15 protein-coding genes are annotated in these 15,097 nt (G+C 59.4%); 5 read left to right on the forward strand and 10 right to left on the reverse strand.

The window, feature by feature from the left end:
* Positions 1-33: 33 nt before the first annotated feature.
* Together ACVWXD_RS17580 and ACVWXD_RS17585 are read right to left on the reverse strand one after the other, a co-directional pair.
* Positions 34-1,104: an AI-2E family transporter gene (locus tag ACVWXD_RS17580; protein WP_032888556.1), complete on the reverse strand. Its 1,071-nt coding sequence runs from the start codon at positions 1,102-1,104 to the stop codon at positions 34-36.
* 30 nt (positions 1,105-1,134) lie between these two features.
* Positions 1,135-1,374: a sulfurtransferase TusA family protein gene (locus ACVWXD_RS17585; protein ID WP_032888554.1), complete on the reverse strand. Its 240-nt coding sequence runs from the start codon at positions 1,372-1,374 to the stop codon at positions 1,135-1,137.
* Positions 1,375-1,469: 95 nt separating this feature from the next.
* Here ACVWXD_RS17585 and ACVWXD_RS17590 point away from each other — a divergent pair, with 95 nt between their 5' ends.
* The gene (locus ACVWXD_RS17590) at positions 1,470-2,903 is read left to right on the forward strand and encodes a M48 family metalloprotease (protein ID WP_095184077.1); all 1,434 of its coding nucleotides are present in this window, start codon (positions 1,470-1,472) and stop codon (positions 2,901-2,903) included.
* Between the two features lie 67 nt (positions 2,904-2,970).
* Here ACVWXD_RS17590 and ACVWXD_RS17595 read toward each other — a convergent pair whose 3' ends face one another.
* The 4 genes from ACVWXD_RS17595 to rpoE all read right to left on the reverse strand — a co-directional run bounded on the left by ACVWXD_RS17595 (position 2,971) and on the right by rpoE (position 6,808).
* Positions 2,971-4,410 (reverse strand): DegQ family serine endoprotease, encoded by a 1,440-nt coding sequence (locus tag ACVWXD_RS17595; protein WP_181644002.1) that lies wholly within the window; start codon positions 4,408-4,410, stop codon positions 2,971-2,973.
* A gap of 223 nt (positions 4,411-4,633) precedes the next feature.
* A complete protein-coding gene (locus ACVWXD_RS17600; protein ID WP_457371220.1) occupies positions 4,634-5,596 on the reverse strand; it encodes a MucB/RseB C-terminal domain-containing protein in 963 nt (320 codons plus the stop codon).
* 16 nt (positions 5,597-5,612) lie between these two features.
* Positions 5,613-6,194: a sigma-E factor negative regulatory protein gene (locus ACVWXD_RS17605; RefSeq protein WP_032888545.1), complete on the reverse strand. Its 582-nt coding sequence runs from the start codon at positions 6,192-6,194 to the stop codon at positions 5,613-5,615.
* A 32-nt stretch (positions 6,195-6,226) separates the two neighbouring features.
* Positions 6,227-6,808 carry an RNA polymerase sigma factor RpoE gene (gene rpoE, locus ACVWXD_RS17610; protein ID WP_003172477.1) on the reverse strand — a complete coding sequence of 194 codons (582 nt, stop codon included), beginning with the start codon at positions 6,806-6,808 and terminating at the stop codon, positions 6,227-6,229.
* Between the two features lie 462 nt (positions 6,809-7,270).
* On the opposite strand from rpoE, the gene nadB reads away from it, so the two are divergent.
* Positions 7,271-8,887, forward strand: a complete 1,617-nt coding sequence (gene nadB / locus ACVWXD_RS17615; RefSeq protein ID WP_401382277.1) for an L-aspartate oxidase — start codon at positions 7,271-7,273, stop codon at positions 8,885-8,887.
* Here nadB and ACVWXD_RS17620 read toward each other — a convergent pair.
* Positions 8,856-9,302: a protein YgfX gene (locus ACVWXD_RS17620; protein ID WP_457371221.1), complete on the reverse strand. Its 447-nt coding sequence runs from the start codon at positions 9,300-9,302 to the stop codon at positions 8,856-8,858. The genes nadB and ACVWXD_RS17620 overlap by 32 nt on opposite strands.
* Positions 9,286-9,540 carry an FAD assembly factor SdhE gene (locus tag ACVWXD_RS17625; protein ID WP_032888540.1) on the reverse strand — a complete coding sequence of 85 codons (255 nt, stop codon included), beginning with the start codon at positions 9,538-9,540 and terminating at the stop codon, positions 9,286-9,288. The genes ACVWXD_RS17620 and ACVWXD_RS17625 overlap by 17 nt, the downstream gene beginning before the upstream one ends.
* Before the next feature lie 140 nt (positions 9,541-9,680).
* Between ACVWXD_RS17625 and ygfZ the strand changes: the two genes are divergently transcribed.
* Together ygfZ and ACVWXD_RS17635 are read left to right on the forward strand one after the other, a co-directional pair.
* A complete protein-coding gene (ygfZ, locus tag ACVWXD_RS17630; RefSeq protein WP_457371222.1) occupies positions 9,681-10,622 on the forward strand; it encodes a CAF17-like 4Fe-4S cluster assembly/insertion protein YgfZ in 942 nt (313 codons plus the stop codon).
* Between the two features lie 36 nt (positions 10,623-10,658).
* Positions 10,659-11,480, forward strand: a complete 822-nt coding sequence (locus tag ACVWXD_RS17635) for an HDOD domain-containing protein (RefSeq protein WP_032888536.1) — start codon at positions 10,659-10,661, stop codon at positions 11,478-11,480.
* Here ACVWXD_RS17635 and ACVWXD_RS17640 read toward each other — a convergent pair whose 3' ends face one another.
* Positions 11,481-12,866 (reverse strand): sensor histidine kinase, encoded by a 1,386-nt coding sequence (locus ACVWXD_RS17640; RefSeq protein ID WP_032888534.1) that lies wholly within the window; start codon positions 12,864-12,866, stop codon positions 11,481-11,483.
* Positions 12,859-13,530 carry a response regulator gene (locus ACVWXD_RS17645; protein WP_017736361.1) on the reverse strand — a complete coding sequence of 224 codons (672 nt, stop codon included), beginning with the start codon at positions 13,528-13,530 and terminating at the stop codon, positions 12,859-12,861. The genes ACVWXD_RS17640 and ACVWXD_RS17645 overlap by 8 nt, the downstream gene beginning before the upstream one ends.
* A gap of 235 nt (positions 13,531-13,765) precedes the next feature.
* Between ACVWXD_RS17645 and ACVWXD_RS17650 the strand changes: the two genes are divergently transcribed.
* Complete coding sequence (locus ACVWXD_RS17650; RefSeq protein WP_032888532.1) at positions 13,766-15,058, forward strand: OprD family porin; 1,293 nt, start codon at positions 13,766-13,768, stop codon at positions 15,056-15,058.
* Positions 15,059-15,097: the final 39 nt, after the last annotated feature.

A 15,097-nucleotide genomic window follows, 5' to 3' on the forward strand; every position in this document is an offset into this window, starting at 1 on the left:
TGTGAGAGGGGGAGCAGGCTCCCCCTTTCCGTTTCAGAGTAAAGGCGCCACCACTGGCTCCTGCCGCGGCCACGCATCCAGCACTGCCTTGAACAGCGTTGCCAGGGGAATCGCAAAGAACACCCCCCAGAATCCCCATAGCCCACCAAACAACAATACCGCGCAAATGATCGCCACCGGATGCAGGTTGACCGCCTCCGAGAAGAGCAACGGCACCAGCACGTTGCCATCCAGGGTCTGGATGATCCCGTACACCGCCATCAGGTAGATGAACTGGTCGCTCCAGCCCCACTGGAACAAAGCGATCAGCGTAACTGGTACGGTCACCACTACCGCGCCGACATAGGGCACCACCACTGAAATACCGACCAGCAATGCCAACAGGGCCGCGTAATTCAGGTCCAGGGCAATAAAAGCGATGTAGGTAACGCCGCCGCAGATAATGATCTCGATGACTTTGCCACGAATGTAGTTGGCGATCTGCCGGTTCATTTCCTCGGCAACCCGAGTAATTAGCGCTCGCTCACGCGGCAGATAGCCACTCACCCAGCGACCGATCATGGCGCGATCCTTGAGAAAGAAGAACACCAGGATCGGGACAAGCACCAGGTAGATCATGATATTGACCAGCAGCGGCAAGCTGGACAGGGAAAACGTCAGCGCCCATTGCCCGAATTTCCCGATTTCGCCGCGCGCCACTTCAATGGCCTGCAACACCTGCTCATCCGATACCAGATGCGGATAGCGCTCCGGCAACAGCAGCAACAGCGACTGCCACTTGGCGAGCATGCCCGGCAACTCGTTGAACAGCGTTATCAGTTGGTGCCACAGCAGCGGCAACACCACCACGATAAACACCACCAGCAGGCCCATGAACAAGGCGAAGACCAGCCCCACTGCCGCACCACCTGGCAAGCGCAAACGCTCAAGGGTGGTGACCAGGCCCTGCATCAGGTAAGCGAGCACCATCCCCGCAAGTACGGGCGCCAGCATGCCACCCAAGGTGAGGACTGCGGTAAAGGCCAAAAACAACAGGACGGCTAGTACCACGGCTTCTTCATCAGAGAAGTAGCGCTGGATCCAGTCTCGTAACACTTTGAACATCAATCAACCTCGGGTGGTAGGGGCAACGGCTCAGGCCTTGCGCAACCAGTAACGGTACACACCGGCGGCATCTTCTTCATGCAACAACGTGTGGCCGGCCAGTTTGGCAAATGTGCGGAAATCCCTCTGGGAACCTGCGTCCGTTGCGGTCACCTTGAGCACGGCACCGCTGGTCAATCGGTTGAGTTCCAGCTTGGCCTTGAGCAAGGGCAACGGGCAATTGAGGCCGCTGGCGTCGAGCTCGGCATCAAAGGCTACAGCGTCGGTCATGGTTTTACTCCGGGCAAGCGTTCGGGGTGCTTAGAATATCTGGTCCGAAGCTCAGTGTCCGGCTACAGTAAGCTCTTTGTCGAAAGGCTATGTGCATGACTTTTTTGCGCCCCACCCTGCTGACGCTGGCTTGCCTGCTGGCCTCTCCAGGCTTCGCTGACGACCTGCCGTCGCTTGGCGACGCCAGTTCTGCCATTGTCTCGCCACAACAGGAATTCCAACTGGGCCGTGCCTGGCTGGCCTACCTGCGTGGGCAGGTTTCCCAACTGAACGACCCGCAACTCAAAGACTACGTCGAAACCAGCGTGTATAAGCTGGTAGAAACCAGCCAGGTGAACGACCGACGTCTGGAGTTCATCCTGATCAACAGCCCGCAACTCAACGCGTTTGCCGCGCCAGGCGGTATCGTCGGCGTGAACGGCGGCCTGTTCCTCAACGCCCAGACCGAAGGAGAATACGCCTCGGTGCTGGCGCACGAATTGGCTCACTTGTCACAGCGTCACTTCGCCCGTGGCGTTGAAGCGCAGCAGCGCATGCAGATCCCGATGATGGCTGCTCTCCTCGGTGGCATCATCGCGGCAGCCGCCGGCGCAGGTGATGCGGGCATTGCTGCGATCGCCGGCACCCAGGCGGCGGCAATCCAGGAACAACGGCGGTTCTCTCGGCAGAATGAACAAGAGGCTGACCGTATCGGTATCGTCAATCTGGAGAAAGCCGGCTACGACCCGCGCTCCATGCCGACCATGTTCGAGCGCTTGGGGCGTCAATACCGCTTCGACGCCAAGCCACCAGAATTCCTGTTGACGCACCCGGTCACTGAATCGCGGATCGCCGACACCCGAAACCGAGCCGAGCAATCCAAGCCCGGCGGAAAGGAAGACAGCCTGCGCTATCAACTGATTCGCGCACGGGTGCAGCTGCAATACGAGGACACCTCAGGACTCGCCGCCAAACGCTTCCAGGCGCAACTGGACGAGAATCCGAAAAACGATGTGGCGCGTTATGGCCTGGCCATCGCCCAAATCAAGGCCTCACAATTCAAGCAAGCGAGAGATAGCCTGCAACCGCTGCTGGCCAAAGCGCCCAATGACATCACTTATAACCTGGCGCAAATCCAGCTGGACATAGACAACAGCCGTCTAGCCGACGCCCAGCAACGCACGGATCGGATGCTGACCCAATACCCCGGCAACTATCCGCTGAATCAGATCCGAGTCGACCTGCTGCTTAAACAAAATCGTACCGCGGATGCGGAAAAGGCCCTGGATGGCCTGCTCAAGTCTCGTCCGGACGATCCGGACGTGTGGTATCAAGTCGCCGAGACACGCGGGTTATCCGGCAACATCATCGGCCTGCACCAGGCGCGCGCTGAATACTTTGCTCTGGTGGGCGACTTCCAGCAGGCGATTCAGCAACTGGACTTCGCCAAACGCCGCGCCGGCAGTAACTTTCCATTGTCGTCACGTATCGACGCACGCCAGCGTGAGCTGATCGAACAGGAACGCCTGGTAAAAGGGATGATGAGCTAAACCCATCACCCACAAAAAAGCCCCGCCATCGTTGACCGACGGCGGGGCTTTTTATTGGCTTAGCGGATTACTCGGCCAGCTTGAAGGTAATGAAGCTGGCGCGCCCCTGACGCAGCACGCGCATCGACACCGAGCGATTCTTCGGCAACGCCTTGGCGATATCAGTGAACTGCTTGATGGAGTCAATCGCCTGATTGTTCAGATGGGTGATCACGTCCCCCGGCTGCAGGCCGATCAACGCTGCTGGGCCATCCTGCACTTCCTTGATCACTACGCCGCCCTTGAGGTCGAAGCTTTTCTTCTGCTCTTCGGTCAGCTCAACGACTGCAATGCCCAGACGGTTGCTGCTTCGCTCAGCACCCGATTTGTTATTGCCGAGGGCGTCCAGAGTCGCACCTTCTTCAGGAATAGCGCCTACCGTCAGTTCAACGTTCTGGCGCTTGCCGTCACGAATTACTTCCAGCTTGGCCTTGCTGCCCGCCTTGAGTGCACCGACCAGGTGTGGCAGGTCGGCCGACATGACAATCGGTTGGCCATTCATGGTCAGGATCACGTCGCCGACTTGCAGACCGCCTTTAGCAGCAGGGCCGTCGTCCTGGATCTGTGCAACCAGAGCACCAGCAGGCTTGTCGAGACCGAAGGACTCAGCGAGGTCTTTGTTCACTTCCTGGATCACTACGCCCAACCAGCCACGGCTAACCTTGCCACCGCTTTTCAATTGGTTGGAAACATCCATGGCCACGTCGATCGGAATAGCAAACGACACGCCCATGAAACCACCGGAGCGGGTGTAGATCTGCGAATTGATACCCACTACTTCACCGGCCAGGTTGAACAGCGGGCCACCGGAGTTACCTGGGTTGATCGGCACGTCGGTCTGGATGAATGGCACGTAGTTCTCATTCGGCAGGCTGCGACCAATGGCGCTGACGATACCCTGAGTCACAGTGTGGTCAAAACCGAACGGCGAGCCGATGGCGACTACCCACTGCCCGGCCTTGAGGTCCTGGGATTTGCCCAGTTTCAAAACGGGAAGGTCCTTACCGTCGATTTTCAGCAGCGCAACGTCGGAACGTGGATCGGTGCCCACCAGCTTGGCTTTCAGCTCGCTGCGGTCGGCCAGGCGCACGAGAATCTCGTCAGCGTCAGCGATCACATGGTTGTTGGTAAGGATGTAGCCATCAGGGGAAATGATGAAGCCCGAGCCCAGGGACTGCGCTTCACGCTGGCCACCACCACCGCCACGAGGCGTGCGCGGTTGTGGCATGCCGCGCTCGAAGAACTCTCGCAGCATCGGCGGCAGGCCTTCCAGGTCAGGCATCTGCTGGTTCGACACTTTGCGATCTGGCAGTTTCTGCGTGGTGCTGATGTTCACCACGGCCGGCGAGGCTTGCTCAACCAATTGGGTGAAATCAGGCAACTCGGCCGCTTGTGCAGGCAAGGCCTGGCCAAGCACCAGTACCGTGGCGACTATGGATAGGTAGGATTTCAAACGTGGTATCGACATACAGCTCCCGTTACGACGAGCAGGGTTGAGCGACAGGGTTCAAGAAACGCCGAAAACTGCGACCGACATTTTTGTTCCGCGAACAAAACAAGGCCAGAGCCGACAAGCCCTGACCTATAAAAAACATGGGAGATTTTTGCAAGTGAAAATGCTGATCCAGACATTTCATGCTCTCGACAGCCAGCCTGACATGGACGTACAGTGGAAGAGCAGGATGAACAACTCACGGCTGGATGGTGGCCTTTTTTTCACCGCGCACCGACAGCGCGATACGCTCGGCGGTGCCTATAGGAATTTCACCAACTACCGTCACCATCATTTCGCCGTCCACCGTATTCAGCCGGCGGGACACAGCAACCGTGGGGCCCAATTGAGTGCGGGTTTCAGTCACGCTCACAGCGCTGATCGGCTCAAGAAATACCGAAAAACGTGCCAGCCCGTCTTCATACATCAAGCTGTCGACAGTGGCTTTGGTCTGAGCATCTTTACGGGCACTGCTAGTGGTCAGTTGAAAACCCGGCGGCAACCATTCCAAATGCCAAGCCTGAGTGGGCTCTACTTCCGACGCCTTAGTATCTGAGATAGCGATAGACGTGCATTCACTGCTGGGCTGCAAATCACGATCGGTGGGCGAGGTAGAAGTATTCAAGCGTGTGAATTGAAAGCGCTCCAGTAACTGCCCTTGATCGTTCAGCAACAGGGACTTGAGCGGCAATGCGGTTTCACGATCCAGATGCAGCTCAAAGCCATAACGGTATTGATCACGTGGCGTGATCGAAACGATGACTGCATTACGGCCGGCCACGCGGGACTTGCCGATGATGGCCAATTCGTAAAATTGATTGAGTTTTTGCGGGTCAAGCGCTCGTGAGGGTGCATCACGCGAATTGCCAATGCCAGCAACCAGCGTGCCGCTGACACATTGGGTGCGGCCATCCACTCGCACAACTTCCTGGGCAGAACCATCGAGCTGCAAGAGCCGCTCGCGTACCTGACCATTCTGGACACGATGCCAGATGTCGTGGGTGGAAAAACTGCCGTTACGTTCATAGACGAACGTACCTTCAAAGCTTTGCTGCTGCTCTGCACGCCCAAGTCGAGTCAGCCAATCTTGGGCTTCATCGGCATGGGCGGGTAGTGCAAACCAACCACTGAGAAACAGCGTAAGGAGCGGTATGGCGCGCATAATGCCCCTTAGCGGTTTAGCGATTTTCCAGGCTTGCAGCGCGAGCGTATGGCAGAGCGCTTTCAGTGCCTTTCAAGGCTGATTCCTGTGCGTGTTGGCGCAAGTAGCCTGGAAGACGCTGGTCCTGCGATTGCCCTTGAAGTACACCGTTGGCCATAGGGCCGGTGGTGTCAGAGCTTTCCTTGTAGCCGGCCAGTACAGCTGGGCCTTTGACTTGCGGACCGGCCATGACCGGCTGCTGAGTCTGTTGGGCCAGTTCGGCACCAGCAATTTCGTCCTGGTTGTACAGGCGAACACCAGCAAGCACTGCAACTGTCACCGAGGCAGCGACTGCCAGGCGACCCAGGCTACGCCAAGGACCACGAGCAGCTTTTGCCGGAACGGCTTCATCGGCCAGCGCAGCAGAAACAGCCGCAGCAATATCCAGACGAGGGATTAGAAGATCCTTATGCATCACCGCCCGAGCGACTTGGTAACGAGACCAGGTGTCACGGGTTTCGGCATCATCAAATGCGTTGAGCACTCGACGAAGTTCCAGTTCATCCGCTTCGTTATCCATCACTGCGGACAGCGATTCCTGCAGGGCATCACGACTCATGGCGGTTCCTCTCTTGGCTGTCGCCGCTGTCTTTAGTTTTCCTGCAACAAAGGTTGCAAGGCTTTATCGATGGCTTCCCGGGCCCGGAAAATCCGTGACCTCACAGTCCCCACCGGACACTGCATGACGCTCGCAATGTCTTCGTAACTCAGACCATCGAATTCACGTAAAGTTAACGCCGTACGCAAATCTTCTGGCAGTTGCTGAATTGTGCGATGAACGGTGCCTTCGATCTCGTCGCGCAGCAATGCACGCTCCGGCGACTCAAGATCTTTGAGGCCGTGATCACCATCGTAAAATTCTGCATCTTCTGAACTTACATCGCTATCTGGTGGGCGGCGTCCGCGAGACACCAGATAGTTCTTCGCCGTGTTGATGGCGATGCGGTACAGCCACGTGTAAAACGCACTATCACCGCGGAAATTGCCCAGTGCACGATAAGCCTTGATAAAGGCCTCTTGTGCAACGTCCTGCGCTTCATGGGTGTCGTGCACAAACCGCACGATCAACCCGAGAATTTTGTGCTGGTATTTCAGCACTAGCAGATCAAATGCTCGCTTGTCGCCGCGTTGAACGCGCTCGACGAGCTGCTGATCCTCTTCCTGGGTTAGCATGAACACTCCTCGTTGTACTTGAAGGAGGCTTGCATAACTAAACGATCAGGCTTGCAAACATAGACTCGGACTTTTCGCAAAAGTTCTCCCCCTTCAAGCAAGTTTCCGGCATGCACTGATTTGGCACACACGAAAAACGCAGCGCGGGCAACGCCGGCTGCGCGAATAATCTTGTCGCCGGTTTTCTGACGCGTCCAATGCTCCCGACGGGCCAATAAACTCAACGTTTCCCAGCTTTCGGGCAACCTGCTATTGAGTCGGGGCTTATGCAAAAAGTTCCCGCTTCAACAACCGGCTGATTTTACCCGAGCTGCGCACCGTAATCTCACATTGCCACGAATGCCCGGCTATTGTGCCGCTCCCCCCCTCTATATACTAGTGGCCCGTGTGACCCTTTGATTCGCCGATCCAGGCCTCCTGTCTGCGCCTGACCTTTGGATCGCTTTTTGCGGAATCCTTCAAATGAGCCAACAGTTTCAACACGATGTCCTGGTGATCGGCAGCGGCGCGGCAGGATTGAGCCTAGCGCTGACCCTTCCCAGCCATCTGCGCATTGCGGTCCTGAGCAAAGGCGACCTGGCCAACGGCTCCACATTCTGGGCCCAGGGTGGTGTGGCCGCCGTGCTGGATGATACCGACACGGTGCAATCCCACGTCGAAGACACCCTCAACGCTGGCGGTGGCCTGTGCAACGAAGATGCGGTGCGCTTCACCGTCGAGCATAGCCGCGAGGCGATTCAATGGTTGATCGATCAAGGCGTGCCGTTCACCCGCGACGAACACGCGAGCAGTGACGACGGCGGCTTCGAATTCCACCTCACGCGCGAAGGCGGCCACAGCCACCGCCGCATCATCCACGCCGCCGACGCCACCGGCGCCGCGATCTTCAAGACCCTACTCGACCAAGCCCGCCAGCGTCCCAACATCGAATTGCTGGAGCAGCGCGTCGCCGTTGACCTGATCACCGAAAAACGCCTGGGCCTGGACGGCGAGCGCTGCCTAGGCGCCTACGTGCTCAACCGTTCCAGCGGCGAAGTCGACACGTACGGCGCACGCTTCACCATTCTCGCGTCAGGCGGTGCGGCCAAGGTCTACCTCTACACCAGCAACCCCGACGGCGCTTGCGGCGACGGTATTGCCATGGCCTGGCGTTCGGGTTGCCGGGTGGCGAACCTGGAATTCAACCAATTCCACCCCACCTGCCTTTATCACCCGCAAGCCAAGAGCTTCCTGATCACCGAGGCGCTACGTGGTGAAGGTGCACACCTGAAACTACCGAATGGCGAACGTTTCATGCGGCGCTTCGACCCGCGCGCCGAACTGGCCCCGCGCGATATCGTCGCCCGCGCCATTGACCATGAAATGAAGCGCCTGGGTGTCGACTGCGTGTACCTGGACATCAGCCACAAACCCGAAGACTTCATTAAGACCCACTTCCCCACGGTCTATGAGCGCTGTCTGGCGTTCAATATCGACATCACCAAAGGCCCGATCCCCGTCGTGCCCGCCGCGCACTACACCTGCGGTGGCGTGATGGTCGACCAGCACGGCCGCACCGACGTGCCCGGCCTGTACGCGATTGGCGAAACCAGCTTCACCGGCCTGCACGGCGCCAACCGCATGGCCAGCAATTCGTTGCTCGAATGCTTTGTCTACGCGCGCTCGGCGGCGGCAGACATTCTCGACCAACTGCCGCACATCCCGGTGCCGACCGCCCTGCCCCGATGGGATGCCAGCCAGGTCACAGATTCGGACGAAGACGTGATCATCGCGCACAACTGGGACGAGCTGCGGCGGTTCATGTGGGACTACGTGGGGATCGTGCGAACCAACAAGCGCCTCCAACGGGCTCAGCACCGCGTGCGTTTGCTGCTGGATGAGATCGACGAGTTCTACAGCAACTATAAAGTCAGTCGTGACCTGATCGAATTGCGCAACCTGGCCCAGGTCGCGGAACTGATGATCCGCTCGGCCATGGAACGCAAGGAAAGCCGAGGCCTGCATTACACCCTCGACTATCCACAGATGCTGCCAGAAGCCCGCGACACTATTCTGGTGCCAACCACCTTCGGCGGCTGAACTTCAGGCGTACCCGCAGGCGCCGATGCACATCGGCGACCTGCGAATCCCATGGGACACAGACGGAACGCATCCGCCACTCGCCCTGAACCCGATAGCGCAATACGACAATCAGCGGCAACGCCAGGCTGTCGGGGCGCAACTGCACGCTGTGCCAACCGCGCTCATGACTGAACAACTGCCAGCCATCCTCATCGCGACGCAGGCCAACAATCGACGAACGGTGAGTCAACAGGACATGGCGCGGCAGCACCCAGGCCGCATGGGCCAGGCATAACAGCACGCCAAGGAAAGCAAAGGGGGAATCGAGGACCAACAACGCACCCAGCGCGAATAGCTGGGCAAGCACATACGCCGCCAGCATTAGCCGTGAGGCCTGCCAGCGGCATTCAAAACGATTACTTGGGCTGAACACGGTCCAGAATGATCCGAACCATACGCTGCAGCTCAGGATCTTCCGATTCGGCGCGTTCCATGAACCAGCCGAACATGTCCTGGTCTTCGCATTCGAGCAGACGGACATAGAGGTCGCGATCTACTTTATTGAGCGTGGCGTACACCTCTTTGGTGAAAGGCACCAACAACACATCCAGCTCCAGCATGCCACGACGGCTGTGCCAGTAGAGGCGATTGATTTCTACTTCTTCGACCATGGAGCGCTCCTCAAATAGCGCGCAAGTATACAGGCACCACGGCCCCGGAACAGCCGGCTTTGGTCGCACCATATGGAAACTATCCATTTGCCGGGCGCCCCTCTATGATGCACCCATGACTTTTTGACCTGCGATGACCCATGGCTGACTCCGCTTTTTTCTGCCCGCTGTCCCACGAAGGCGTTCTGGCCGTCCGCGGCTCCGACGCTGCCAAGTTCCTGCAGGGCCAGCTCACCTGCAACCTCAATTACCTGAGTGATACTCAGGCTAGCCTCGGCGCGCGCTGCACGCAAAAAGGCCGCATGCAATCGAGCTTCCGTATCCTCTTGCAAGGTGACGGAGTATTGATGGCGATGGCCACCGATTTGCTGGAACCGCAACTGGCCGACCTGAAGAAATACGCGGTGTTCTCCAAGTCCAAGCTCACCGACGAAAGCGCCGCCTGGGTGCGTTTCGGCCTATCGAACGCTGACCATGCACTCGCCAGCCTGGGTCTTGAACTTCCACCCGAGACTGACAGCGTAGCGCGTGCCGACGCACTGATCGCCATCCGCGTATCCCCAGCCCGCGCCGAACTCTGGGTGCCTGCCGAGCAAGCCGACACCGTGCGCAGCCAACTGGCCGCTCACGTAAAAGAAGCAGACTTGAATGAATGGCTGCTGGGCCAGATCCGCGCTGGCATCGGCCAGGTCATGCCGCAAACCCGCGAAGTCTTCATCCCGCAAATGCTCAACCTGCAAGCGGTGGGCGGCGTGAGTTTCAAGAAAGGTTGCTACACCGGCCAGGAAATCGTCGCGCGCATGCAGTACCTGGGCAAACTCAAGCGCCGCTTGTACCGCCTGAGCCTCAACGCGGCTGACATGCCCGAGCCAGGCACCCCACTGTTTTCCGCCAGCCACAACAGCTCGATCGGCGAAGTGGTGATTGCCGCAAAAGCTGACCAAGCGATTGAACTTCTGGCCGTATTGCAAGCCGAAGCAGCCGATAGTGGCGATGTGCACTTAGGCACACTGGAAGGCCCAGGTTTACACCTGCTTGAGCTGCCTTATACCCTCGACCGCGATCGAGAAATCCAGCGTTAGTCGCCGTACCTTTTTGCAGCACCCTAGAGAGCATGAATGAACAAACTGGCGGAAAAAGTCCAACAGGCGTTGGTTAAGGCCATCAACAACGATGACCTGGTTCTGCCGACATTGCCGGAAGTGGCCCTGAACATCCGTCAGGCCGCTGAAGACCCGGAAATCAGCATCAGCCACTTGAGCAAAGTCATCGGTCGCGACACCGCGCTGTCGGCGCGCCTGATCAAAGTGGTCAACAGCCCGTTGTTACGCGCCACTCAGGAAGTCACCGACCTGCACACCGCCATCACCCGGCTGGGTACCAACTACAGCAGCAACCTGGCCATCGGCCTGGTGATGGAACAGATCTTCCACGCCCGTTCCGAAACGGTAGAACAGAAAATGCGCGATGTGTGGCGCCGCAGCCTGGAAGTAGCGGGCGTGAGCTATGCCTTGTGCCGCAGCCACAGTCAGCTCAAGCCAGACCAGGCAGCGTTGGGCGGACTGGTGCACCAGATCGGCGTGCTGCCGATCCTGACCTACGCCGAAGACCACTACGAACTGCTGTCGGACCCGGTCAGCCTCAACCATGTCATCGACAGCATCCACCCGGTATTGGGCGACAAGTTGCTAGGTGGCTGGGACTTCCCGGAAATGCTGGCGAAACTGCCAGGCCAGTACCTGAACCTGGAACGCGACTCCGCCAGCCTCGACTACATCGACCTGGTGCAGATCGCCGTGCTGTATTGCCATCACGGCACCGATCACCCCTTGGCAAAGGTGGAAGTTTCCAACGTGCCGGCGATGAAGAAACTGCGGGTCGACCCCTACAGTGAAAAACTGCGCGCAGAGCTGGATGAAGCCCGCTTGATGTTCGACTGATCAACCGGCGATAAAACTTACCCGCACCTTCAACCCCGCCTGCGCACCATCGTGCAGGCTGATCTGCGCCAGATGGGCGCGGCAGATTTCGCCGACAATCGCCAACCCCAGGCCTGAGCCCATGCCTTGCTGGCTGCGGCGGTAGAAGCGCTCGAACACCCGGTCGCGTTCATCCAGCGGAATACCTGGGCCGTCATCTTCCACCTCCAGTACCGCAGGCGCCGACACCCGCAAAATCACGTTGCCACCCGGTGGCGTGTGGGCCAGGGCGTTGTCCACCAGGTTGCTCAGCAACTCGTTCAGCAGCGTCGGCTCACCGCGCAACCACACCGGCTCGTCGGCCTCAAGCGCCAATGCCACGCCACGCGCATGGGCCAGGGGCGCCATGGCCATGCCCAGTTCACGGGCCAGCTGGCTCAGATCCAGCAACTGCGCCCCCCCTTCGGCAATCGCCCGCGCGCCATTTTCAATGCGTGCCAGGGACAGCAATTGATTGGCCAGATGGGTCAGGCGGTCGGTGCCCTGGGCGGCGGTTTCCAGGGTGCTGCGCCAGGTCGCCGGATCTTCCGCGCGCAGACCCAGTTCCAGCCGCGCCTTGAGTGCCGCCAACGGTGTACGCAGTTCGTGGGACGCGTCGGCAATAAACTGCGCCTGGCGTTCGAACTGCCCGCGCAGGCGCTCAGTGAAGTGATTGAGGGAACGCACCAGCGGGCCGAACTCATGCTGCACCTCCACCAATGGCAAGGGCCGCAAGTCGTCGGGCTGGCGTTCTTCCACTGCCGTGCGCAAGCGCTCCAGCGGGCGCAGCGCTGCGCTTACGGCGAACCACACCAATAACAACGCGCCGATCGCAAGCATGCCCAAGCGCAGCAAGGTATCGGCCATCAGGCTGCGGGCCATGCTCACGCGCGCTTCATCGGTTTCGGCGACGCGGATTTCCGCCATGCCGTTCATATTCGGCTCGGAGACGGCCTTGAGCAGGCTGACCACACGCACCTGCTGGCCTTGGTACGTGGCGTTGTAAAACCGCGCCAGCGCCGGATAGTCATCGGTGCGAGGCGTGCCCGGCGGCGGGCCGGGCAGGTTCTCGTAACCGGAGATCAGCTTCTGGTCGATGTCATTGACTTGGTAGTAGATACGCCCGGCGCTGTCGTAGGCAAAGGTGTCCAGGGCGACATAGGGCACGTTGGCGCTGAGGGTGCCGTCCACTTGGGTCAGGCCGGCCGCGATGGTCCGTGCCGAGGCCAGCAACGTGCGGTCATAGGCGGTGTCGGCCGCTTCGCGACCGTTCCAGTAGGCACTCATGCCACTGGCGAGCATCAACAGCACCAGCAACAGCGCCAAGTTCCACAGCAGGCGCCAGCGCAGGCTGCTGGGCTTATGCATCGCGGGCTTCCAGCAGGTAGCCAAGGCCGCGGAAGGTCACGATGGCGATGGGCTGGCCATCGAGTTTCTTGCGCAACCGGTGCACGTAGATTTCGATGGCATCCGGGCTGGCCTCTTCGTCCAGGCCGAACACCTGGGACGCGAGTTGCTCCTTGCTCATCACCCGGCCCGGGCGCGCGATCAAGGCTTCGAGCACGGCTTGCTCGCGAGAGGTCAAGGTCATCAGCTCGCCGCCCACGGTGAAGCGCCGAGTATCGAGGTCGTACACCAACACGCCGCAGGTCTGCTGGCGCTCGCCGCCCAGCACGCTGCGGCGCAGCAGCGCCTTGACCCGGGCTTCCAGCTCCGTCAGTTCGAACGGTTTGGCGAGGTAGTCATCGGCGCCCAGGTTCAGGCCATGCACGCGGTCTTTCACATCACTGCGTGCGGTGAGCATCAGCACTGGCAGATTTTTTCCGCGAGCGCGTAGACGCGCCAGCACCTCGAAACCATCCATGCGCGGCAACCCCACATCAAGGATCGCCGCCGCGTATTCCTCGCTGCTCAAGGCCAAGTCCGCGGCCACGCCATCGTGCAGTACGTCGACGGTCAAACCCGTGCTCTTGAGCGCCTGGGCGACACTTTCGGCGAGTTGCAGATGGTCTTCAACCAAGAGGACACGCATGGATTTCTACCTCGTTCATGGGTGGTCGATGCCACGCCTTGGCGGGCAGTTTACAGGCGCCGCCTGCCCTGTGAAGCCCGAAAACATTGAAAGGCAGCTGAAAGGTTAGTGAAAGCTTCGCCCTTTAGCATCCAGCCAAGGTGGGTCATGCCCGCCGAGCGACCAGATGAGTCGCGACCGAAAAACGCCTCGATGCGTTTTCGCCAAAATAAGAACAATAACGGAGTGCAACACGATGCTGTCGACCCAGCCCCAGGCTTGCCCGCCTGTTCGTTTTTCCCGCCTGACCCACACAGCCCTTGCCAGTGCCGCTGCCCTTGCCGGCTTTTCGCCGCTTGCCCAGGCTGCCTTCTTTGAAGACAGCAGCGCGACCCTGGAAACCCGCAACATGTACTTCAACCGCGACTTTCGCGACGGCACCAGCGCACAGCAATCCAAGCGCGACGAATGGGCCCAGGGCTTCATGCTCAACCTGCAATCGGGCTACACCGACGGCACCGTCGGTTTTGGCGTCGACGCGCTGGGCATGCTCGGAGTCAAACTCGACTCCAGCCCCGACCGCACCGGTACCGGCCTGCTGCCGACCCATGACGATGGTCGCGCCGCCGATGAGTACTCCAAGCTGGGTTTGACCGGCAAAGTGAAGATCTCCGCCACCGAGCTGAAGATCGGCTCGCTGATGCCTGAACTGCCGATCCTCAAGCCCAACGACGGCCGCATCCTGCCGCAGACGTTCAACGGCGGCCTGCTGACTTCCAAGGAGTTCAAGAACCTGACGTTCACCGGCGGTCGCCTGGACAAGGCCAAGGACCGCGACGACAGCAACTACGAGGACATCGCCCTCAACAACAAGAACAGCCGCTTCCTCAGCGGCGCCACCGGCAAGCATTTCAACTTCGGTGGCGTGGACTATAAGTTCGCCGACAAGATCACCGGTAGCTACCACTTCGCCCAGCTCGACGACGTTTACCGCCAGCACTTCCTCGGCCTGGTGGCCGCACGCCCGATGGGCCCCGGCACCTTCGCCACTGACCTGCGCCTGGCTATCAGTGATGACACCGGTGCTGCCCGTGGCGGCAAGATCGACAATACCTCCCTCAACGGCCTGTTCAGCTATGCCCTCAATGGCCATAAGCTCAGCGCCGGCTACCAGCACATGTCCGGCGACAGCGCCTTCCCGTATGTGGATGGCAGTGACCCGTACCTGGTCAACTTCGTTCAGATCAACGACTTTGCCGGCGCCGACGAGCACTCCTGGCAGGCGCGCTACGACTACGACTTCGCCAAGCTGGGCATTCCCGGCCTGAGTTTCATGAGCCGTTACCTGTCGGGTGACAACATCAAACTCAAGAACGGCGAGACCGGTAAAGAGTGGGAACGCAACACCGAAATCAAGTACGTGGTGCAAACCGGCACGTTCAAAGACGTCGCTGTACGCCTGCGTAACGCCACGTACCGTTCCAACTACTCAGCCCGTGACGCGGATGAAATGCGCGTGCTGGTCAGCTACAGCGTTGCCCTTTGGTAAGTGTGCTCTGGAAGTAGAACCTCACAACAATAAAGACGG

It is taken from the genome of Pseudomonas sp. TE3911, from assembly GCF_054062775.1.